The sequence below is a fragment of the Chamaesiphon minutus PCC 6605 genome, assembly GCF_000317145.1.
GTDB lineage: Bacteria > Cyanobacteriota > Cyanobacteriia > Cyanobacteriales > Chamaesiphonaceae > Chamaesiphon > Chamaesiphon minutus.
Map to the genome: position 1 here is coordinate 100,191 of NC_020053.1, position 22,034 is coordinate 122,224.

Genomic DNA, 22,034 nt, shown 5'->3' on the forward strand with positions numbered 1-22,034 from the left:
ACCCTTAGATATAGACTCCAAATATATGACCTCATTTACTGAGGTTCGAGGAAAAGTAGGTGATGCAATCCAATCGTCCTCAAACAGGTTCGATCGCCGTCAATGGCGGTCTGTTACACGATCATGATGGTCTTGGGCAACAGGTGGCTAGATCGAGCGCACCTTCCCCCCCAGTGGATGATGTGACGATTCGCGTCCAGAAGCTGTACAAACACTATGGCAAGACGATCGCACTGCGGGGCATCGATCTAGAAGTTCGTCGCGGTGAATTGTTTGGTCTGATCGGCCCTGATGGTGCGGGAAAAACGACAGCTTTCCACATTCTCGGAGGTGTGATGGAAGCTACCACAGGTGATGCCCACATCCTGGGATTACCCGCTAGGGATGCCCGTAACTATACTGGATATCTAACTCAGCAATTCTCCCTGTATCCAGACCTGAGCGTAGATGAAAATATTCATTACAGTGCTGGACTGCGGTTAGTGCCAGCAGATCGAGTGGAAGTGCTGCGGACAAAATATCTCAAACTCATGCAATTGGATCGATTTGGCGATCGCCTCGCGGGTCAGCTTTCGGGTGGGATGAAGCAGAAGTTAGCTCTGTGCTGTGCGTTGATTGCCGAACCGCAAGTGCTGTTGCTAGATGAGCCAACTACTGGGGTGGATACGATCGCCCGCCGTGAGTTTTGGGACATTTTGGCAGGGTTGACGGCTCAGGGTATCACCGTCGTGGTAGCAACGCCCGATTTGGTTGAAGCGGAACGCTGCGATCGCGTGGCACTGATCCATGAAGGACAAATTCAATTAGTGGGTACTCCAGCAGCATTGAAAGCGGATTTACACCTCAGTCGGCTGACGATTCTGACCCCCGATCTCGTCAATGTCGAACGAACGCTGCTGCCCTCGATCGACCCCGATGGACAAATTGCTAATGTATCAACTTTCGGCGATCGGCTGGAGGTTTTAGTTAAAGATGCCCAGCAGGGCGAATCTCTGGTGCGCGATCTCTTGATTCAATATCCGATCGATCGGATTCAATCCGAAGCACCAACCCTAGAAAATGTCTTCATTGCCCTCCTGCGCCATCAGGGATCTGTACCCAAATCGATTCTATTTCCCCGTTCCCGACAGTTTGCCGCTCCCAGTAACGATCGCCCAACCTCGCAACCTGCTATTTCTGCTCGTCATCTCAATCGTGTATTTGGTTCATTTCATGCCGTAGTCGATTTCAATCTCGATATTCACTACGGCGAGGTGTATGGACTACTCGGTGCCAATGGAGCCGGAAAAACTACCACCATCAAAATGCTCTGTGGTCTATTGCCCATCAGTTCCGGTGAGATGTCGCTGGCTGGAGAACGCGGCAATCTCCGCAGTGCGAATCTCAGACGGCGGATTGGCTATATGAGCCAGAAATTTACGCTCTATGACGACCTAACGATTCTGGAAAATTTACAATTTTACAGCGGAATTTATGGCATTCCACCCCGCCAGCAACGGGACAAGATCCGGTGGGTGTTGGCGATTTGCGGTTTGGAAGGACAAGAACATCTCCTCACCCGCCAACTTCCTGGTGGCTGGAAACAACGAGTTGCATTTGGAGCATCGGTGATGCACGAACCAGAAATTTTATTTTTAGACGAACCCACATCTGGGGTAGACGTACTAGCAAGACAGCAATTTTGGCAGTTGATTAACGATTTTGCCCGCAATGGCACGGCAATTCTGGTAACGACACATTACATGAATGAAGCAGAACAATGTAACCGGATGTGCTTTATGGTCGCGGGTCGCAAGGTGGCTGAAGGCTCCGCTAGTCAAATTAAGGCGAAACAACCTGGTCAGTTATTTGAGTTACAAGTAGGACAGTTACAACCTAGTTACGATCTGCTGCGAGGCGATCTGGAACCTTGGCGGGTGTCTATTTTTGGAGATCGGCTCCATGTCGTTTTAGATCGTCCCGACACCGAATTACCCTGGGTAAAATCGTTGATGCACCAAGCAAATTTACCTATATTTGATACTCAACCGCTCCCGTTTTCGCTGGAAGATGCCTTTATCGGTGAAGTTCAACGGGCAGGAGGTGCGCCGCTATAACAATCCGCTGGATTCGCAACCAGCAATGCCCGCAAATCTACAATCGTTGCAGCCGATCTTTCTGCCTCCAACCCAGGAGTAAGCCAGTGCCAACCAATAAAACGCCAGTAAAGCCATAGGGGGCGTTGAACTGCCATGCAAACAGAACGCCCCCTAACATCGCCCCTCCAACTTGTCCGAGGCTATTGGCAGTATTTTGGATGCCTAATACCGTTCCGGTATGTTGACTGCTTCGTTTAGAAATCAGCGCAATTAGGTTTGGGGTAATTAATGCCATCCCGAATGCCATTATAGCGACCACTCCCAGGACAATTGGCAGCGATCGCGCCACTAATAGTAAAAAGATGCCACTGCCCATCAGTGTAAACCCCAGCCCAACTTGGGCGATCGAACTCACATACCGAGTCAAGAAGCTCACGGCAACGATCTGAAAGACTGTCATCACTCCGCCACACATCATGAACACATAGCCTGTTTGGATCGGGCTATATCCCAATTTGTCTTGAGCCTGGAGTGCAAAAACGACTTCAAACAGCGTGAGTCCAAACTGAGAGATCGTGGTTAGACCCAATAGCAGTAATAGTGGCTTACCAAGCCTTTGCCAATTTAGTGGTGGTTGTCGATTCTCGTTTCGAGAGGCTTCTCTTCTCTCCGAGACGCTTCGCGAACGAGAGGCTTTGCCAACGCCAACTGTACTCGTCGATCTCGATGACAACGATTCTGGTAGCCAGCGGAAAGCGACGAGTAGTGTTAAGAACATCAAAGCCGCAGCGAGAAAAAAGGGCGGAGCATAGTTTTCAATTTTGAGATCGACAACACCGAGGGTGAAATGTATGTCTTCACGAGTTGTCAAACCGCCGAAAGCTGGGCCGACAATTGCGCCCAAACTTGACGCTGTACCGACTAAAGCCATGCCCTTGGCGCGATCGCGATCGGTCGTGATATCAGCAACATAAGCCGTAGCCGCAGGCAACATCGCAGCGGATAGAAACCCACCGAGTGCTCGCACCACGTACAGCATTGCCACGGAAGATGCCAGCCCGAACAGGACTTGGGCGACGGCGGAACCAGCGATGCCGAGCAAGATTAACGGTCGTCTGCCGACTCGATCCGACCATTGCCCCCAAAAGGGTGAGGCAATTAACTGCACAAAGGCGTAAATACTGGTTAAGAAGGTAGTGTGAATCACGATTGTTTCACGCGGAACTGCTGCTGAATGTAGATGCCTGAAGAAAAAAGGCAGTACGGGGAGACTCACTCCAAGGCCGATCGTGACTACGAATAGACAAACCAGCAGTAAGGATAGCTTTTTAATCATCTGGTGACTTTGGTGGAGCTACTTGTCTCCAAGTATTTGCCTGAATTGGGTTTGGAGATCGCTTAGTGGGCACTGCCCACCAACTAGGTTGCAGGCATTATTATCGAATTGCATCGAACTGAAAATCTTCAGATTCATTGGCAGCAATGACTTCGCTAACTAAAAGATTTAGGTGCGACTTCTATGCTCAATAAAATTAAAAAGATCGCAGCGATCGCCTCAGTTGCCGTAACTAAAGGCGTATCTATGTCGCATTGAGTTGCTCAAACGATTGCTGTGGTGTAAGATCGCGATCGATCTTTCGTTCTGACCTATCGACCAATTGTTTGAAATGTAAATAAGCTTCTTCTGGCGTGAGTTGCTGTGCAGTTTCATCTGGGATATAAAATTCCCAACTATCAGGAAAATGCCGCACGACAAAGCTGCGAACTAAGCCCATCATCAGTGCCACTTCCCCCAATTTTTCGGCTCGTGCTGCGAGGGTGATTTCATCTGTAAACTCAGCATGATTCATTTGGATTTTCCTCTGAATAATCTTGATTTTTTAAGGATGTCTGGAAAGTCTACTTTCTACGTTTAGGATACAAGGGCAATTCATGAAGCGATTTGCGATCGGGTTCCCCGACGGTTTGCGACTGAAATCGCGCTGAGGCTTCCTCAGCGTGCGTTTCAGTCAAGACAGCAAATCAAGACATTGCCCTACCTAAACTGTCGGTTGGATAGTCTTTGCTGGAGCTAGTTTTAATTGAGCTTGGATATCGATGAGGTGAACACCAATCAGGTTTGGTCGCACGATATTGGCAGCTCCGACACGAGTAGCAGGGCCGATCCCAATCGACAACATCCCTCCCGCGATCGCGGCCTCAATACCTACGGTGGCATCTTCCACCACCACACAGCGGTCGGGATCGAGTCCAATCTGTTTAGCAGCGAACAAAAATAGGTCTGGGGCTGGCTTGGGAAGTGCGACACTATCACCATCGGCGATCGCATCAATCAGATTACCAATTCCTAATTTCTCGATGACGGTGCGGGCATTCTTGCTAGCAGAACCGATCGCGATTTTAATGCCTGCTTGTCTGAGTTCTTGTAACAGCTCGATGGCTCCTGGAAACAGATTTTTGGGAGTAATGGTTTGGATCGATTCCACGTAGTAGCGATTTTTGCGCGCCATCATCTCCCCAAGTGCAGCTTCCGAATACTGCCTGTCGCCGACGATGTGCAGTAGCGATTCACGGCGGGATACGCCGCGCAGGGCTTCATTTGCCTGCCTGTTAAATGGTAATCCCTCTTCATCAGCCAGTCGTTGCCAAGCCCGATAGTGAAATTCGGCAGTATCCGTCAACACCCCATCGACATCGAAGATGAAGCCCTGAATGTCAGCAGCTTGAGCGAATGAGGGCGATAGATCGAAGCTGTGCCAAGTGCCGCGCCAGCTTAGTTTGAATTTGAGCCGAGTCCAAGTGGGCGGGAGGTGGGGAGTCGCGACAGGGCCGCTGTCCTTCAGTTGAATGCCTGCGAAGCCGAATACCACTGCTTGCCAGACACCGCCTGCTGAAGCTGCATGAATGCCGTCGGCGGTGTTACCGCGAGTATCTTCGAGATCGACAGTGGCTGCCTGCATAAAGTCTCGATAAGCATCTGCTGTTTTACCCAAGTGGCTGGCGAGGATCGCATGAATGGCGGGACAAAGTGACGATCCATAGGTGCTGTCGGTGCGGGGTGCATAGTAGTCCCAGTTCTTTTGGAGTACGTCACCAGGGAATTCTGGCGTGTCACGCATCAGGTAGAGGAGCATCAACACATCGGGCTGTTTGAGTACCTGTCGCTGATTCGTTTCGTCCATGCCCAGCACAGCTTGAATCGATCGATCGCGGGGTTCGTAGTCGCTCAAATTGATATCCTTGAGTTGGAAAAACCCATCGAATTGCTCGATCGGCCCGATGTCAGCATCATTAGGGATATAGATCTGAGCGATAATCTCGTGGATGTGTTGCAGTCGTTCTGGTGTGATTTTCAGCCTTTGTGCCAATTCGTTAGCACGATCTGGAAAAGTATGCTGCAACCACTCATAGACAGCAATTGCCTTTTCTAGATGCCACTGCACCAGCCGATTGGTGTAGGCATTATTATTTACCTGCTCGTGGTATTCATCGGCTCCGATGACCCCACACAGTTCGTATCTTTCGTGTTTAGCATTCCACTCCACCCGACTCATCCAGAAGATGGCAGTGTCCAGGATGATTTCGGCTCCATAGTCGCGCAGCCAGATGTCATCACCTGTTACCTGCCAGTACTGCCAGACAGCATAGGCAATGTCCGAGCTGATATGAATCTCCCGATCTCGGCACCAGATCCGTGTAGCTTCTGCATAAGGATCGTTTAAAATCGACCAGCGGGGGGTCATCTCATCACCAGTGGCGGCACTTTCCCAGGCAAACATGGCTCCTTGATACCCACTGTTGGCTGCTTTGCGCCGCGCTCCATCTAGGGTGTGATAGCGGTAGGTCAATAAGCTGCGGGCGAGACTGGGTTGCGTCAAAGTGAAAAAGGGCAAGATAAATATTTCGGTATCCCAAAAGACGTGTCCCCGATAGCCCAAACCTGACAGCGTTTTGGCGGGAACGCTGACTCGACTGTTATCTGTGCATTCACCCATGATGTGCGAACAGGCACCGATCAAGAGTTGAAATAGGTTGTAGCGCACTGCCAACTGAGCGGTGCTATCTCCCTCAATTTCGATATCGCTGGCTTGCCAAAATTCTTTCCACGCCTGCTGATGCGCGTCAAGCAGTATCGGATAGGATGGCAGGCTAGCCAATTTAGCTTGAGCCGCTTGAACTGGTAGTTTCACATCCTGGGATGTAAACAGCGTCACGACCTTTTCTACACCTACGGTCTGCCCTGCTGTGGCGATAAATGTAGTCCTCAAGGTGGGATAGTCGAGCGGATTTGTCACCTGCGTTATCGCGTCAGTGCCAACCGCCGTCATTTTAGCCGCCATGCCGAGTTCGATTTGCGAACTGCGGGTGCGAATTTGGAGCCAAATTGCCTGCCCCATCTTGCCTCGATTTAGTTGCTCCCAGTGATCGAAGCCTTGATTGTCAGGATAGCCATTGATGGTGGATTGAATCTCAATCGTGCCACTGAAATCGATCGGCGTAATCTGGCAGCGCAGTCCCAATACTTGATGATCTGACAAACTGGTAAAGCGATCGAACCGTAAGTCTACGGTATTTCCAATCGGGCTGCGCCAGCGGATCGATCGACTCAAAATCCCGTGCTGTAAGTCTAGCTGCCGCTCATATTGGAGGATTTCGCCTCGGTCGAGTCGAAACCGCTCTCCATTGATGACGATCGTTAATGACAGCCAATCAGGACAGTTTGCCAGCTCGGTATACACCCCAGGCACATCGTCATACATCCCATGCACTAAAGTAGCTGGTAACGCATCTGGGTAGCCTTCTTCAAAGCTGCCCCGCGTTCCTAAATAACCGTTGCCGATCGTAAATACGGTTTCTCTCGCCCGCAACTTTGCTGGATCTAATTCAGGTTCGATTAGCGTCCAGTCTGTATAAATCAGATCGCGAGTGGAAATGTTCGTTGAAGTTGGGTGTGAGAGCAATTGTGCTTGAGGCTTAGAGGGTGATTGAGTCATGGCTGAAGATCCCTATACAGAACAAAAGTAAGAGTGAGATCGCAAGACAATACGGGTTATTTCAAGTTTCGCTGTTCGGGATAACCCAGCATGTGACGACGAGCCAGGTAAAGGATGAGTGGTGGCAAAACGATCCACTGAATGACAGCCAGAGAACTCATCCCTAGCATCGGTACTGCCAGCACTGGTACCCCATAGATTTTAGAAACATTGACTCGATAGGTTTCGATAACGAGGGTAATTAGTAACCCGATACTAGTAAACAAGAACGTCAGTTTTGGGGTGGGATGAAGCACCCAATTTCGCGAACGAACTAGCGCACTCACAACCCAACTACAGACTAGAATGATGACTCCATCACCGAAAGAGCAGTGAGTCAAGTCTCTAACCTTGTCAGCCAAAGAGGGACTTCCGTAAAACTCGTAATAGGGAGCCTGCCAAACTTCGTAAACAAAATTGAGTAAGAAGGCAAACAGAAACAGGTTTGGTTCTGGTGCTCCTAAAATTTGGATGATTCTCTTAGACATAAACCCCTACTCCGCACACATCATGGTGACGCGATTCTCTTCGAGACGGCATAGCCGAACGCGTTGGCGTAAGCCTGCTGTGAGGCGAATTGCTGCCTCGTTGCCAGAGCCTCTTTTGCGTTGGCAGACGTTTCGCGTTGGCGGAGCCTTGCCCTTGGCATTACTGAACGAGAATCGGGTTGCTATCGTATCAACTCTAAAACTAAATTCTGAGAAAGTTATGAGGGCTGCCTCGTTCCCGTGAGCCTCTTTCCTGAAGAATCGCTATGGCATCCATCCGAACATATGACAAACTACGATACAAGCACCAAACATGAAGACCATGCCGATCGTATTTTTAATAAACTTAGAAATATGATGAGAATTTGCTGAAGTGTCTTCAGTGGCTTGAGTTTCGGTTTCTGGGTGATGCATTGTGATTTACTCCTGCGAAGTCAAAACTTTACGTGTTGATAAAAGATTTTTTTGACGAGATCTGCTGTCACAACGTAAGTTGCAACGATCGCTCCCAACGCCAGCACAAAACTCAACGGTAACGGTTGAAATCCGAGCAGGGTAGCTAAAGGTGTCCAGGGAATGATGATGGTCGCTCCGATGGTTGCTAGCGTTGCTGCTAATAGGTATTTTCCTGGTTTACTATTGAGAATGGATTGACGGGTGCGAACGACTAGTACCACCAATGAAGCGGAGATAACCGACTCCAAAAACCAACCCGTTCTAAACTGTTGCGGTTGAGCTTTTAGCAATAATAATAGTGCTCCAAAAGTGAGGTAATCAAATATAGAACTTAGCAACCCGAACACAATCATAAAATTGCGAATAAACTTGATATCCATGCGACGGGGTTTGGTCACTAATTCTCGATCGACTCGATCGGTCGCGATCGTCAATTCAGGGAAATCGGTGAGTAGGTTCGTTAGCAAAATCTGACTGGGTAGCAATGGTAGAAAAGGCAGAAACAGCGAAATACCCGCCATGCTGAACATATTGCCAAAATTGGCACTAGTCGCCATAAATACATATTTTAAAGTGTTGGCAAAGGTAATGCGTCCTTCCTTTACTCCTGCTACGAGGACATTCAAATCTTTTTCCATCAATACGATATCAGCGGCTTCCTTGGCGACATCAACCGCACTCTCGACTGAGATTCCCACATCAGCAGCATGAAGTGCAGAGGCATCGTTAATGCCATCTCCCAGATAGCCAACCACATTTCCCGCCTTTTTGAGGGCAATTACGATCCGCTCTTTTTGATTTGGCTCGATCTCCGCAAAAACATTTGTAGATTGGACTCGAAACCTCAAGGCTTCATCGCTGAGTTTGCTCAGTTCAGAGCCTGTTAAAACCTGTGGTTCGGGCAATCCAACTTGCTTGATAATACTCATTGCCACTGCTTTGCTGTCTCCAGTAATCATCTTTGGGGTGATTCCCAGTTCTTGTAACTCTTTGAGGGTATCAGCAATGCCAGCTTTGGGCGGATCGAACAGAGCCAGGTAGCCCAGAAATGTCATGTTCCTCTCATCATCTTTGCTGAATGAATCTCGATCTAAATCCCGATAAGCCACACCCAAAGCTCTAAATCCCTGACTGCCGAGATCTTCAGCCTGTTGGTGAAGTTTTTGGCGTTGGTCGGTAATATCAATCGTTTTCCCCTCAGCAGTCTCAACAGTCGAGCAAACATCCAGAATGTTTTTAAGTGCGCCTTTAGCGATAATTAGCTGCTTACTTTCGTGTTTAAACAAAATACTTAGACGTTTACGGTTAAAGTCATAGGGCACTTCATCTAACTTTTGATAGCTAGAAATACCGAACTTTTTATGTGCGCGAATTGCTGTGTCGATCGGATTTACATAACCCGATTCTGCTGCGGCATTTAGATAAGCATAAAGGAGAACTCGGTCGCTGTCTTTGCCCTCCACATCCACCGCAGCGTGAATTTTCACCTCTCCTTCCGTCAGTGTCCCTGTCTTATCAGTGCAAAACACGTTCATACTGCCAAAGTTTTCGATCGCAGGTAATCGTTTGACAATTACCCGTTTTTTCGCCATTGTCTGAGCACCACGAGCTAAATTAACACTGACGATCGCAGGTAGCAGTTGGGGAGTCAAACCGACCGCCAGTGCCAGCGAAAACATAAAAGATTCCAGCACCGGACGGCGGAGGTAGACGTTGGCGGCAAAAATTAGCACCACCAAAATTAAGGTTACTTCCATCAAAAAGTAGCCAAATTTGCTCAGTCCCCGTTCAAATTCTGTTTCGGAAGGCTTGAGTTTGAGACGTTCCGATACTTTACCAAATTCAGTTTCTTTGCCAGTATGCACGACAATTGCTGTCGCCGTGCCACTGATTACGTTGGTGCCCATATAGAGGACATTGGTGCGTTGGCTGAGTCCAGTTTCCGCAGGCAATACGCCAGTGAGCTTATCAACTGGATAGGTTTCTCCAGTTAGTGCTGCTTCATTGACTGAGAGATCTTTTGACTCCAGAACTAGACAGTCACCTGGAATATTTTTACCCGCTGACAGCAATACAATATCCCCAGGTACCACCTCTTGATTAGGGATGTCCTGAGATTGACTATCCCTCAATACCGTGGCTTTAACTTGCACTAATGTTAATAACTTTTCTACAGCATTCGAGGCTCCGCGCTCTTGCCAAAATCCTAATAGCCCACTGATAAATACGATCGTCAGAATGATAATCGCATCTAGGGCATCTTTAAGGAAAATTGATAAGATTGCAGCAAAAATTAGAATCAAGATAATCGGACTCTTGAACTGAGCGAACAATAGCATCAAATCGCTCGATTTGTGTGTTTGTTTGAGGCTATTTGCCCCGTATTTACTCAGGCGTTGTTGTGCATCTTGACGGTTTAACCCAGCGATCGTAGAGTGCTTCTGCTGAAGCACTCGATCTGTAGACAAACTCCAAAACGGAAAATTTTGAGGATTTATTATGTTCTCCATAATCTTACTACAATCTTGTTTTTGAAGTTTGCTTTAATAGTTCAAACCAGAGTAAGCTAATCACTCCACCAAGTAGACTAATAGCCAGATCGATCGGGTGTAAAAAGGAGAAACTAAACAAGTCCCGCACGAATGGAATGTACAGGACGATCGCCAGAAAGAATACTCCTCCACCAATCACCCACCACAGGGCAGGATTCGGGGATTTTAGTATTTGCAGACTTAGGCGCGAGGTCGAACCTTCACTCAGAATTAGTCCGAGATTAGCCAGCATTAATGTCGTAAACGTTAGCGCACGAATATCTAATTCACCTTGCTTGCGGTATGTAGCGATCGCAAATACTGTCAGAATAATTACGAAGATTCCGCCCCCTTGGAGCAGGGCTAAACCCAAAGTTTTCCTGCCGAATAATGGTTCTTTAGGATTGCGAGGTGGACGCTTCATGACATTTGCTTCGGCGGGTTCAGCTTCCAAGACGATCGAGCAAGCTGGATCGATAATCAAATGTAGAAAGGCAACGTGAATCGGTAGTAATACTAATGGCAATTTAAACAGAACGGGAATCAATGATATCCCTGCAATCGGAATATGAATTGCCAGCAAATATGACATGGCTTTGCGGAGATTATCAAAAATTCTTCGTCCTAATTTGACGGCTTGAACGATCGATGAAAAATCATCATCCAATAACACTAACGCCGCCGACTCCCGCGCAACATCCGTGCCGCGTTGCCCCATTGCAATCCCGATTTGGGCAGCTTTGAGCGCAGGAGCATCATTCACTCCATCGCCAGTCATCGCGACGACTTCACCCTTATCTTTGAGGGCATTCACGATTCGTAATTTCTGTTCGGGAACGGCGCGGGCAAAGATACTGGTATTCTCAATCCGCTGCTGGAGTTCGGTTTCACTCATGCCATCCAATTCCGCTCCAGTTATCGTGTCTCCAGTTTGCAAGCCCACCTGACGAGCGATCGTTTGGGCAGTTTCTGGATAGTCACCCGTAATCATTACCACGCGAATCCCAGCCGTATGGCATTCTTGAATCGCCGCCGCCACAGTTGGGCGGACTGGATCTGAGAGTCCGACTAAGCCGAGAAATTGAAAAGGGAAATCGTGTTGTTTGTCCGGTAAATGTTCGGGCGTAAGCACTGGATGCGGTGGCAAAAATGGCTGCGGTGCATCTAGCAGAGACGCTTTGGCAACACCCAATACCCGCAATCCTTGCGTCGCCATTTCACTGACTTGTACTGTCAGAATTTTCTGCTGTTGGGGCGTAAAATGACAGAGATTCGCGATCGCTTCTGGTGCGCCTTTGGTGGCAATTTCATACTGCTTGTCATCTGCCGATCGCCAGACATGCGACATTGCCAGTAAATCTGGTGAAAGCGGATATTCTCTCAATAGCGTCCAATTATTGTGTAAATGTTCGGTATTTGCCAGAGATCGATCTCCCAATTCTTTAAACGCCTTCTCCATCGGATCGAAGGGATCTCTCTGGCTGGCGAGAATACAGAACTCAACTAATGCGTGAACCGCTTCAGGGAGTGGCATTTGTGAATGCAATGCTAAATCGTAAGGCTGAGGGTTTTCGGCATGGTTGTAAGCGAATAACTGCTGCACAGCCATCTGATTTAGCGTCAGCGTCCCCGTTTTATCTACACATAAAACTGTTGCCGAACCGACAGTTTCGACAGCAGAAGTGCGACGTGTTAAGACATGATTTTGAGAAATCCGCCAAGCTCCCAAGACGAGGAAGATCGTGACGACAACTGGAAATTCATTCGGCAAAATTGCCATCGCTAACGTAATCCCTGCCAGCACTCCTTTGAGCCAATTTCCGGTGGTGGCTCCATAAATTACCACGATCGCTACACACAGCGATAAAGCGATGCCAAATAAGCGATTCACCAACCGATTCATTTCTCGTTGCAAGGGAGTCACTTCTGGCTGCACTTTTTGTAAAGCGTTGCCAATCTTCCCCATCTCTGTCTGAGAACCGATCGATCGCACCTTGACGATCCCCTGTCCCTGCACCACCAATGTTCCAGAGTATACAAACGGTAATTCATCGCCCCCTGGACGCGCCATCTCTACATCGCCTACAGCAGCAATTTTGCGAACGGGAAGCGATTCTCCAGTCAATAATGATTCATCAGTTGAAAGATTGGTGCAAGATAGAACGATCGCATCCGCAGGTACTCTGTCCCCTTCTGCCAGCACTAAGATATCGTCCCGCACCACTTCTCGCCCCGGAATCCGTTTGCGTTGTCCATCTCGAATCACCAAGGCGCGAGGACTGGAAAGATCTCGCAAGGCTTCTAGAGCGTGTTCGGTTTTACCTTCTTGGTACAGGCTAATCCCCATCATCAAGACGACGAAACCCAATAAAATCAAAGCTTCTTGGAGATCGCCTAAAATCCAATAGATGATACCACCGCCGACGAGCAATAGAAAGATCGGATCTCGAACCATGCTCCAAGCCATCAATACAAGATTGTGAGACGGAGCTGAGGGGAGTTCATTGTAGCCGTCGCGATCGATCTTAGCGATTGCATCTCGCTCGGATAAGCCAGCCACGGGATCGATCTCATGCTGTGTAGATTCTCGCCGAACGATTGGAGAAACCATAAAGTCTGTTACCACAACTAAATTAGTCAGTTCGTAACCGAGAGCTTCTCATTCTGAGAATCGCTCGACAACGATTTGATTTATTTATCCAACCATCATCCGGCTGCTGACACCATCAGTCGTGCGTCCGCTCATTTCGCTCGGATAAACACGATAGATGGAAATTACTTCTGCCCGTCCCCACGAGTCGATCCAAGTGCGATTAATTGCGGGAGAAAGTGTAGGGTTAATCTCTTTGATTAATTTTTGTACCCGTGCGATCTCTGCTTTCTCGGTCAATCGTTTGGCTTCTCCCATCACAATTACACTCCGCCAGTGGAGCGGATCGTTAACTATCTCTTCGACTTGGAGGCAGATTTCTGGGCTGGCATCGATGTCATGAGTCTTCATTCCCTCAGTGGTAAACAGATAAATATTTTCATCTTCAATGTAATAATGCATCGGCATTACATAGGGTTTTCCTTCATGAATGAAACCAAGATGTCCATAGCCAACTTTGCGTAACAGTTCGTAGATTTCTGTGGAACTCATTTCGTCGATATCTAACATAATTATTCTCCTAATGATTAGAGCGAATCGTGTTCGATTGTCAGTAGATCGGGCTGACAATGCCTGTCGATTTTGATTTTGATACCTTGAGCAAATTCACCTTCAAGATCTTCCACAAAGCCTTTGCTGGCTACCTCCGCTTCCCAGGCACCCGCAAATGGGCCGAAATAATAGGTACATTTGGGCTGTGCGGTAAAAATTTCGATCCACCAAGCTTGACGGCAAGCATTTAGAGTGTCAATCATCACACTATTTTTATTCTTGAAGATCGATATTAGGTTGAAGATGTGTGGATCTCGCGAGGTATTTTTATTGCCTGCTGAGAGTTGACTCCATCAGTCATCCTTCCGCTCATCTCATAGTGGGAGATCCGATAGATGACCACTACGTCTGCACGTCCCCAAGTATCGATCCAAGTTCGATTGATAGCAGGAGTAAGTGTCGGATTTTGCTCTTTAATTAATTTCGTAACCCGTTCGATATCTTGCCGATCTGTCAGACGTTCAGCTCGACCATTCACCATTACACTGCGCCAATGCAGCGATCCGTGTACTTCTTCAACCTGTAAGCAAATTTCTGGATTTGCGTCCATGCCATAAGTTTTGATACCTTCAGTGGTAAATAAATAAATATCTGAATCTTCGAGATAATAATGCATTGGCATCGCGTAAGGTTTGCCTTCATAGATGAAGGCAAGATGTCCGTAGCCTACTTGATGGAGTAATTTGCGGCTATCTTTTAAACTCATTTCATCGATATTTAGCATAATTATTCTCTCTCAAGATTCAGTTGTCGATCCAGCCTCTGAAGCAAGAAAATCACCAATAAGTCGCATACATTTTAGGGAAATGAACTGCATATATTGTGAAAGTGAGAAGGTAGTAAAAAAAATGAAGCATTTACGGCAAAACTCATTTAAACGCTTTAACTAAAGCCTCAAACTGCACTCGCAGTGACTTATCATGAGGCGTTACGGGTGGGATCTGACGATCGATCCCCAAAAATTGATAAACTGCCATCTGCGCCACCCGCACGGAATATTCGACGGTAAACACAACATCATCAGGAATCTCGACAAACTGACTGATAAATGCGAGGTTCTTGGAGTGATGCGGGATTGGTACAGGTCGATCCGTGTGTAAACGCGGCATAAACATACTTGTGATATACGGCATTCGGCACGGAATACAGTTTGCTGATGCTACAGTGTCGAAATCAAAGCGGAGATGACCGCAGAGTTCTTGGAGAATTTCAGCACCATTGCACTCAGCCATCGGTTTGGGCACGAAATTACCCACTCGATCTGGAAATAGAGCATATCCCCAGAACACCTGCACGTCGGTAGGCTGATCGATAAAGTGGGGTTGATGGGCGATGACGATCGACATCAACCAGTTAGAATCTTTAAACGTCACCAGTCCGCCAGTTCCGGCTTCATTGCCGCTAAATTTGCACATCTTGTCAAAAAATGCCGGATTTTTGAGCGTGACGGTAAAAGATTCCCAACACGACTCAGCGATACTGCTATTGAAAGCAGCCGGATTTCCAAAATCTGAGTTTTCCGCAGCCAGCTTTTCCCACAGTGTCCAACTGGTGCAGTCCTGTTTAGTTAATTGTTTGGGGGCACTTGTCATCGAACCCAAACTTGAAGCATCAGTCATCGAGCCGTTTTGGAGAAAGACTAGATCGCCATTTTTAACGGCAATGGTTTTACTTTCACCGCCTTGCTGATAATGAATACCTGTGACTACTAACTTATTCGTGGCGATGTGTCGCTCCAGATCCGTCACCTTGCAATCTACATAAAAATGGACATTTTGCTTCGCCAGCCAACTCTGTAACGGACGCACCAATGAATCATACTGATTGTAGATAGTTCGCTTCACCCCTCCCAAGGTTTCAATTCGCGTGAACTCAAGCATAAAGCGATGTAAATACCGCTTAAATTCGATCGCACTATGCCACGGCTGAAAGGCAAAGGTAGTCGCCCACATATACCAGAATTCAGTCTCGAAAAATTCTGGGGATAACCAATCGGTAATGCAACTAGCACCCAACTCGGCTTCACTAGCCAGACTAAGTTCCAGTAATTCCTTACGATTTGGCATCGAAAAGCCCATCGAACTGACTGGGACTTTCGCCCGCCGAGTATCCACTAATCGTGCCATTGAATGAGACTTATGCAGCTCGTTAAACTCGATCGTTTCATCGAATACCGTTTTCCCTGCCAGAGTCAGGGAAGGAATCGACTTAAACAGATCCCAAGTACATTCGTAATTATCGGTCGTCAACATCCGTCCCCCCCGCAGCGAATAACCGTCTATGGGGTTCCCCGCTCCATCCAAACTTCCACCCACGATCGGATTGGTTTCGAGGATAAAAATATTTTCGCCAGGAAGTCCGCCGTCGCGAATCATGAAGGCAGCGGCAGATAGAGAACCAATTCCACCACCCAGTAAATATGCTTTAGATTCAGTCATGTCAATTAACTCTCCAAAAAGCTTGATTTAATCGTGTCTTAAATTTCACAACGGCTTCTATCTCGCTCGCTCTGAATTGTTGTCGCTCGATCTACGATTGAATCGGCTGAATATGAGGTGAATCATCTTCAGCGATGCCAATTAGTACGACCACTGCCAATTCAGAATCTCAGGCATATCTTCTCCATGTTTGATAATGTAATGCCTGTGTTCGATCAGTTTGTCGCGGAGAAGCTGTTGGGCGTGGGCACCGATCGATTGGAGCTGTGGGAGTCGAGCGATAACGTCCTGCGCGAGATGAAAGCGATCGAGATCGTTGAGCACCACCATATCGAAGGCTGTTGTTGTAGTTCCTTCTTCCTTGTACCCGTGTACATGCAGATTATGATGATTGGTGCGGTGACAGGTGAGGCGATGAATCAACCCAGGATAGCCATGATAGGCAAACACGATCGGCTTATCGCGGGTAAAGATGCTATCAAAATTTCGATCGCTCAAACCGTGGGGATTTACGCTCGAAGGCTGAAGCGTCATTAAGTCAACGACATTGACCACGCGAATTTTCAAATCGGGAAAGTGTTGACGCAAGAAATCAACCGCTGCTAAGGTTTCAAGCGTTGGCACGTCTCCAGCACAGGCCATTACCACATCGGGTTCGCTGCCTTTGTCATTACTCGCCCAGTCCCAAATTCCAATTCCAGCAGTACAGTGCTCGATGGCAGCATCCATGTCGAGCCACTGTAATTCTGGCTGCTTGCCAGCAATAATCAGATTCACATAATTACGACTCCGCAAACAGTGGTTAGTTACCGAGAGCAACGTATTGGCATCGGGTGGCAGATAAACGCGAATTACGCTTGCTTTCTTATTGACGATGTGATCGATAAAACCTGGATCTTGATGGGAAAAACCATTGTGATCCTGCCGCCAGACATGAGAAGTGAGTAGGTAGTTAAAAGAAGCGATCGATCGCCGCCAAGGAATGTCATGAGTGACTTTCAACCATTTAGCATGTTGATTGAACATCGAGTCGATGATGTGAATGAATGCTTCGTAACAGGAGAAGAAGCCGTGGCGACCCGTTAACAGATATCCCTCTAGCCAGCCCTGACACATGTGTTCGCTCAAAACTTCCATTACCCGACCATCTACTGCAATATGGTCGTCCGTCGGCAGGATTTCGGCAGTTGAGACGCGATTGGTCACTTCCAAAATCGCATTCCACCGATTTGAGTTATTTTCATCAGGACTCATCACTCGAAAATTGCGACTGTCCAGGTTTAGCTTCATCACATCCCGTAAGAACTCCCCCATGACGCGGGTTGGCTCTGCGGTAATCGTGCCTGGTTTGGGAACTTCAACCGCATAGTCCTGGAAGTTAGGGAGCTTCAGATCTTTGAGCAATAACCCGCCATTGGCATGAGGATTTGCCCCCATCCGGCGATCGCCCTTCGGCGCGAGTTCTGCCAAATCTTCCAGCAATTTCCCGCTGTCATCAAACAGTTCTTCTGGCTGGTAACTCTTCATCCAGTCTTCCAGCAGTTTGATATGCTCTGGCTTGCTAGCGAATTCGGTTAAAGGCACCTGATGAGCGCGAAACGTATTTTCAATCGGAATTCCATCCACAAATTTAGGCCCCGTCCATCCCTTGGGAGTTTTCAGTACAATCATCGGATGTCGGGGACGCTTTGAGCAGCCATTGATGCGGGCATCGTGTTGGATCGCGCGGATCTCATCAATGACGAGATCCAGCGTTGCTGCCATCTGTTGGTGCAAGATTTCGGGGTCGTCTCCCTCGATAAAATAAGGCTTGTAGCCATAGCCCATCAGTAGGCTTTCTAGTTCCTCTGGGTCGATCCGCGCCAATACCGTCGGATTGGCAATTTTATAGCCATTCAAATGCAGAATTGGCAGAACTGCACCATCGCGGGCTGGATTCAGAAACTTGTTGGAGTGCCAACTGGTTGCCAACGCTCCAGTTTCAGCTTCGCCATCGCCAACAACGCAGCAAACTAACAGATCGGGGTTGTCGAAGGCGGCACCATAGGCATGAAGTAGTGAGTAGCCTAGCTCCCCGCCCTCGTGGATCGAACCAGGTGTTTCAGGGGCAACGTGGCTGGGAATTCCGCCTGGAAATGAGAACTGTTTGAACAGCCGCTGCATCCCCTCGGTATCCTGAGAGATATTTGGATAAACCTCGCTGTAAGTCCCTTCCAGATAGGTGTTGGCAACGATCCCTGGCCCGCCATGACCTGGGCCGATGACATACATCACGTTCAAATCCCGCGCTTTAATGACCCGATTGAAATGAGCGTAGATAAAGTTAAGACCTGGAGTTGTGCCCCAATGTCCGAGCAGTCGCGGTTTGATGTGTTCGAGTTTGAGCGGTTCATGCAGAAGTGGATTGTCGAGGAGATAAATCTGACCGACTGAAAGATAGTTCGCAGCTCGCCAGTAAGCATGAATCTTTCGCAGTTCTTCTGTTGTTAAGGTTTTGGGCATGATGCGAGTGGCAATTGTCATGTTAGGTAAATGGTAGAAGTTTACAACTGGAAATTTTGAGAGCGATCGCCATCATTTAAACTCTAGAGCTGAATTCTGAGAAAGTTATGAGGGTTGCTTCGTAACCGAGAGCCTCTCTCCTGGAGAATTGTTAGGGCATCCATCCGAACACATGACAAACCACGAGACAGGCACCAAACATGATGACCATGCCGATCGTATTTTTAATAAACGCTGTCTTCAGCTATCGCTCTCAAGCATTGCCTTTGCTTGCAAAAGTTCCTGGTGCTTTTCTTCGCTGACCGTGGGATAGTGGAGATTGAGTTCCTTCAATTGGGCATAAATAATGCCTGCTACAGCAAGGCGAGTAAACCATTTGTGGTCGGCTGAGATGATGTGCCAAGGTGCCGCCTCGGTGCTGGTGTGATTGAACATATCTTCGTAAACAGTCATGTAGTCATCCCAAAAAGCGCGCTCCTTCGCATCATTAGTGGAAAATTTCCAGTTTTTTTCAGGGCGATCGATTCGTTCTAAAAAGCGTTTCTTTTGTTCTTCTTTGGAGACATTCAGGAAAAATTTCAGGATTACTGTGCCGTTCTTGACAAGATACTTCTCGAAGTGATTGATCTCCTCAAACCGCTGCTGCCACAGGTGTTTGTCGATGAGGCTAGGCGGCAGGTGCCGTTGCTCGATAATTTCTGGATGGACTCGGGTGATTAAGATTTCCTCGTAATAAGAGCGATTAAAAATGCCAATTTTTCCGCGTTCTGGTAGTGCTTTGGAACATCGCCAGAGATAGTCGTGATTCAACTCTTCTGTGGACGGAGCTTTTAAGCTATGCACTTGACATCCCTGGGGATTGATACCGGACATTACATGCTTGATAGTGCTATCTTTACCCGCCGCATCCATCGCTTGAAAAATAATCAGCAACGAGTAAGTATTTTGGGCATACAGCAGATCTTGGTAATGTGCTAAAGCCTCAATGACTTCCTGTAAGTCACTTTCAGAGTCTGACTTCTTCAGATAATGGGCTTTGTAATCTGGGTCATAGTCTTTGGCAAGGGAAATTTTCTGCCCTGGCGGAACCATAAAGGAACGCATAAATTCGGTATGACTTTTGGTGTCAAATAGTTTCAATGCCGAATCAGGGTTGCTGTGATGTTTTGTCATACTTTTAAATCTCCTGTCAATATAATGTGTTGAGATCTGCGAACTGACAGAATTAACAATTGCTACTTTTGAGGTTGGGAAGAATTAATTGGTGAACTGACTGGTTGAGGACGAGAACGACCCCACCACCAACCTAAACCTCCTCCTGCAAATAAGGAAAAAGCAAACACCGCAAGACAACAAGCTACCATCATGCCCATCATCATATTCATCCCAGACATCCCAGATGTTTGCGGACGATTTTCCAATTCTCCTTGCTCTTTCTTATTCATTTTTTAATTCTCCGTATTTATTTGGTTGATTTGATATGTGGGGTAACGATCGAGATAACTACTCCTGGCAATCGAGCAGATTTTTATACATTATAAATTCTGATTTTAAATGCCAAATTCTTGCTTGAGTTGAGCCACCCAGTTTTCAATCCGTTTATCGGTCAATTCAGACTGGTTATCTTCATCCAATGCCAGACCGACAAACTTACCATCCCTGACCCCTTTAGACTCATTAAATTCGTAGCCTTCAGTAGACCAGTAGCCGACGGTCATACCACCTCGCTCGGAAATTTTTTCCTCTAATATGCCGATCGCATCTTGAAAGCTGTCGGCATAGTTAACCTGATCTCCGAGTCCAAAATAGGCTACCTTTTTGCCAGTGAAATCAATGTTGTCAAGTTCCTCATAAAAGACATCCCAGTCTGCTTGTAATTCACCAACGTTCCAGGTGGGGCAGCCAATAATAATATTTTCACGATCGAAATCACTCGCTGCTGCCTTGGAAATATCTATGATTTCAACGACAGTATCCCCGCCAAACTCTGTTTGAATTGTCTCTGAGATCGATATTTAGCATCATTATTCTCTCTGAAGATTCAGTTTTGGTACAGCCTCTCAAGCTTCTATCCTTTCTATTGCGGACTTGTATTCGCCTTGACGCGCTGCCCAATTGCATTTTGCTTGATGCAGCAGAGCTTGTTGTGCCGCCAACACATTAGCTTCCTTGCCTTGCCAAAGCTCTAGAGCAGGTTGCTGGATGGCACGTCCAAAGGAAAACGACAAAGCCCAAGGCAATCGTGACTTGAATCGGAGATTCATGGCGTTCAAACGAGCCGAAGCGAGTTCGCCAGATTGACCGCCCGACAAGAATGCAATCCCCGAAACAGCCGCAGGGACAGATCGCAAAAGACAGTTAACCGTAGCATCAGCCACCTCATCCAATGATGCTTGCTTAGAACAAGTTAATCCCGAAAGCACCATGTTGGGCTTCAGAATCATGCCCTCCAACATTACCCGTTGTGTGTAGAGTTGGTTAAAAACGGTTCGCAGAATTTCCTCAGTGACTTCGACACAACGCTCTAAAGTATTCTCACCGTCCATCAGCAATTCTGGCTCGACAATGGGAACCAGTCCGACCTCTTGGCACAATGCAGCATAGCGAGCTAGTGAATGGGCATTGGCTTCGATACAACCTCGACTGGGAATGCGATCGCCTAAGACAATTACTGCACGCCACTTCGCAAAACGAGCACCCATTTGCAAATATTCCTTGAGGCGATCGCGCAATCCGTCCAGACCTTCGGTAATCTTCTCTCCAGAATGACCTGCCATGTCCGTGGCTCCGATGTCAACTTTGATTCCAGGAATAATTCCCGCGTCAATAATGACTTGAATAAAGGAAGTGCCGTCTTGCTTTTGCTGGCGGATTGTCTCATCGTAGAGAATCACGCCACTAATATACTCACCAAGACTGGGAGTAGTAATAATCAATTCCCGATAGGCGCGGCGAAAATCTATCGTCTGGGGAATGTCTAGCTTCGCGAATCGTTTGTTGCAGGTTGGATTACTTTCATCCATCGCCAGCAGACCTTTGGAGTCAGCAACCATCTTCCTTGCCGTGTCTATCAGCTCATCTACATTCATTTGGGGTTACTCCACTGCCAATTCAGAATCTCAGGCATATCCTCTCCATGTTTGATAATGTAATGTCTGTGTTCGATCGGTTTGTCGCGCAGAAGCTGTTGTGCGTGAGCACCGATCGATTGGATCTGTGGGAGTCGATCGATAACATCTTGAGCCAGATGAAAGCGATCGAGTTCCTGACTGGTTAGGGCTTTTAGCACGGTTCGAGCAGCGATTG

Annotated in this window: 18 protein-coding genes; 1 reads left to right on the forward strand and 17 read right to left on the reverse strand. The window is 47.6% G+C overall.

All coding sequences use genetic code 11. The annotated features are described in order from the left end of the window. The first annotated feature begins 62 nt into the window (after positions 1-62). Entirely contained in the window at positions 63-2,096 is a 2,034-nt protein-coding gene (locus tag CHA6605_RS29280) for an ATP-binding cassette domain-containing protein (RefSeq protein ID WP_015328787.1), read from the forward strand. Positions 2,097-2,133: 37 nt separating this feature from the next. On the opposite strand, the gene CHA6605_RS29285 is transcribed toward CHA6605_RS29280, so the two are convergent. The 17 genes from CHA6605_RS29285 to CHA6605_RS29360 form a co-directional block, all read right to left on the reverse strand. After that, positions 2,134-3,414: an MFS transporter gene (locus tag CHA6605_RS29285; protein WP_015328788.1), complete on the reverse strand. Its 1,281-nt coding sequence runs from the start codon at positions 3,412-3,414 to the stop codon at positions 2,134-2,136. Positions 3,415-3,658: 244 nt separating this feature from the next. Beyond that, positions 3,659-3,928 (reverse strand): hypothetical protein, encoded by a 270-nt coding sequence (locus CHA6605_RS29290; RefSeq protein ID WP_015328789.1) that lies wholly within the window; start codon positions 3,926-3,928, stop codon positions 3,659-3,661. Between the two features lie 189 nt (positions 3,929-4,117). After that, on the reverse strand, positions 4,118-7,072 hold the full coding sequence (pgmB, locus tag CHA6605_RS29295; protein WP_015328790.1) for a beta-phosphoglucomutase: 2,955 nt from the start codon (positions 7,070-7,072) through the stop codon (positions 4,118-4,120). A 56-nt stretch (positions 7,073-7,128) separates the two neighbouring features. Continuing rightward, on the reverse strand, positions 7,129-7,599 hold the full coding sequence (locus tag CHA6605_RS29300; RefSeq protein WP_015328791.1) for a hypothetical protein: 471 nt from the start codon (positions 7,597-7,599) through the stop codon (positions 7,129-7,131). Between the two features lie 264 nt (positions 7,600-7,863). Beyond that, positions 7,864-8,013: a hypothetical protein gene (locus tag CHA6605_RS34760; RefSeq protein WP_015328792.1), complete on the reverse strand. Its 150-nt coding sequence runs from the start codon at positions 8,011-8,013 to the stop codon at positions 7,864-7,866. A gap of 20 nt (positions 8,014-8,033) precedes the next feature. Beyond that, entirely contained in the window at positions 8,034-10,565 is a 2,532-nt protein-coding gene (gene mgtA / locus CHA6605_RS29305; RefSeq protein ID WP_015328793.1) for a magnesium-translocating P-type ATPase, read from the reverse strand. 7 nt (positions 10,566-10,572) lie between these two features. After that, positions 10,573-13,197, reverse strand: a complete 2,625-nt coding sequence (locus tag CHA6605_RS29310; protein ID WP_015328794.1) for a cation-translocating P-type ATPase — start codon at positions 13,195-13,197, stop codon at positions 10,573-10,575. Positions 13,198-13,281: 84 nt separating this feature from the next. Continuing rightward, positions 13,282-13,746, reverse strand: coding sequence for a pyridoxamine 5'-phosphate oxidase family protein (locus CHA6605_RS29315; protein WP_015328795.1), 465 nt, complete (start codon positions 13,744-13,746; stop codon positions 13,282-13,284). A gap of 17 nt (positions 13,747-13,763) precedes the next feature. Then, a complete protein-coding gene (locus CHA6605_RS29320; RefSeq protein WP_041550422.1) occupies positions 13,764-13,991 on the reverse strand; it encodes a DUF1816 domain-containing protein in 228 nt (75 codons plus the stop codon). A 29-nt stretch (positions 13,992-14,020) separates the two neighbouring features. Then, positions 14,021-14,512, reverse strand: a complete 492-nt coding sequence (locus CHA6605_RS29325; protein ID WP_015328797.1) for a pyridoxamine 5'-phosphate oxidase family protein — start codon at positions 14,510-14,512, stop codon at positions 14,021-14,023. Positions 14,513-14,657: 145 nt separating this feature from the next. Then, positions 14,658-16,226 carry an oleate hydratase gene (locus CHA6605_RS29330; RefSeq protein WP_015328798.1) on the reverse strand — a complete coding sequence of 523 codons (1,569 nt, stop codon included), beginning with the start codon at positions 16,224-16,226 and terminating at the stop codon, positions 14,658-14,660. A gap of 141 nt (positions 16,227-16,367) precedes the next feature. Further along, positions 16,368-18,749 carry a phosphoketolase family protein gene (locus CHA6605_RS29335; RefSeq protein ID WP_015328799.1) on the reverse strand — a complete coding sequence of 794 codons (2,382 nt, stop codon included), beginning with the start codon at positions 18,747-18,749 and terminating at the stop codon, positions 16,368-16,370. 219 nt (positions 18,750-18,968) lie between these two features. Further along, positions 18,969-19,832, reverse strand: a complete 864-nt coding sequence (locus CHA6605_RS29340; protein WP_041550425.1) for a polyphosphate kinase 2 family protein — start codon at positions 19,830-19,832, stop codon at positions 18,969-18,971. Between the two features lie 131 nt (positions 19,833-19,963). After that, the gene (locus CHA6605_RS29345) at positions 19,964-20,173 is read right to left on the reverse strand and encodes a hypothetical protein (protein ID WP_015328801.1); all 210 of its coding nucleotides are present in this window, start codon (positions 20,171-20,173) and stop codon (positions 19,964-19,966) included. A 105-nt stretch (positions 20,174-20,278) separates the two neighbouring features. Next, complete coding sequence (gene fldA / locus CHA6605_RS29350; protein WP_051039057.1) at positions 20,279-20,743, reverse strand: flavodoxin FldA; 465 nt, start codon at positions 20,741-20,743, stop codon at positions 20,279-20,281. A gap of 45 nt (positions 20,744-20,788) precedes the next feature. After that, positions 20,789-21,817 carry a class I fructose-bisphosphate aldolase gene (locus tag CHA6605_RS29355; RefSeq protein ID WP_015328802.1) on the reverse strand — a complete coding sequence of 343 codons (1,029 nt, stop codon included), beginning with the start codon at positions 21,815-21,817 and terminating at the stop codon, positions 20,789-20,791. Then, on the reverse strand, positions 21,814-22,017 hold the full coding sequence (locus tag CHA6605_RS29360) for a phosphoketolase family protein (RefSeq protein ID WP_422678775.1): 204 nt from the start codon (positions 22,015-22,017) through the stop codon (positions 21,814-21,816). Before CHA6605_RS29360 ends, CHA6605_RS29355 begins: the two co-directional genes overlap by 4 nt. Between the last annotated feature and the right edge of the window lie 17 nt (positions 22,018-22,034).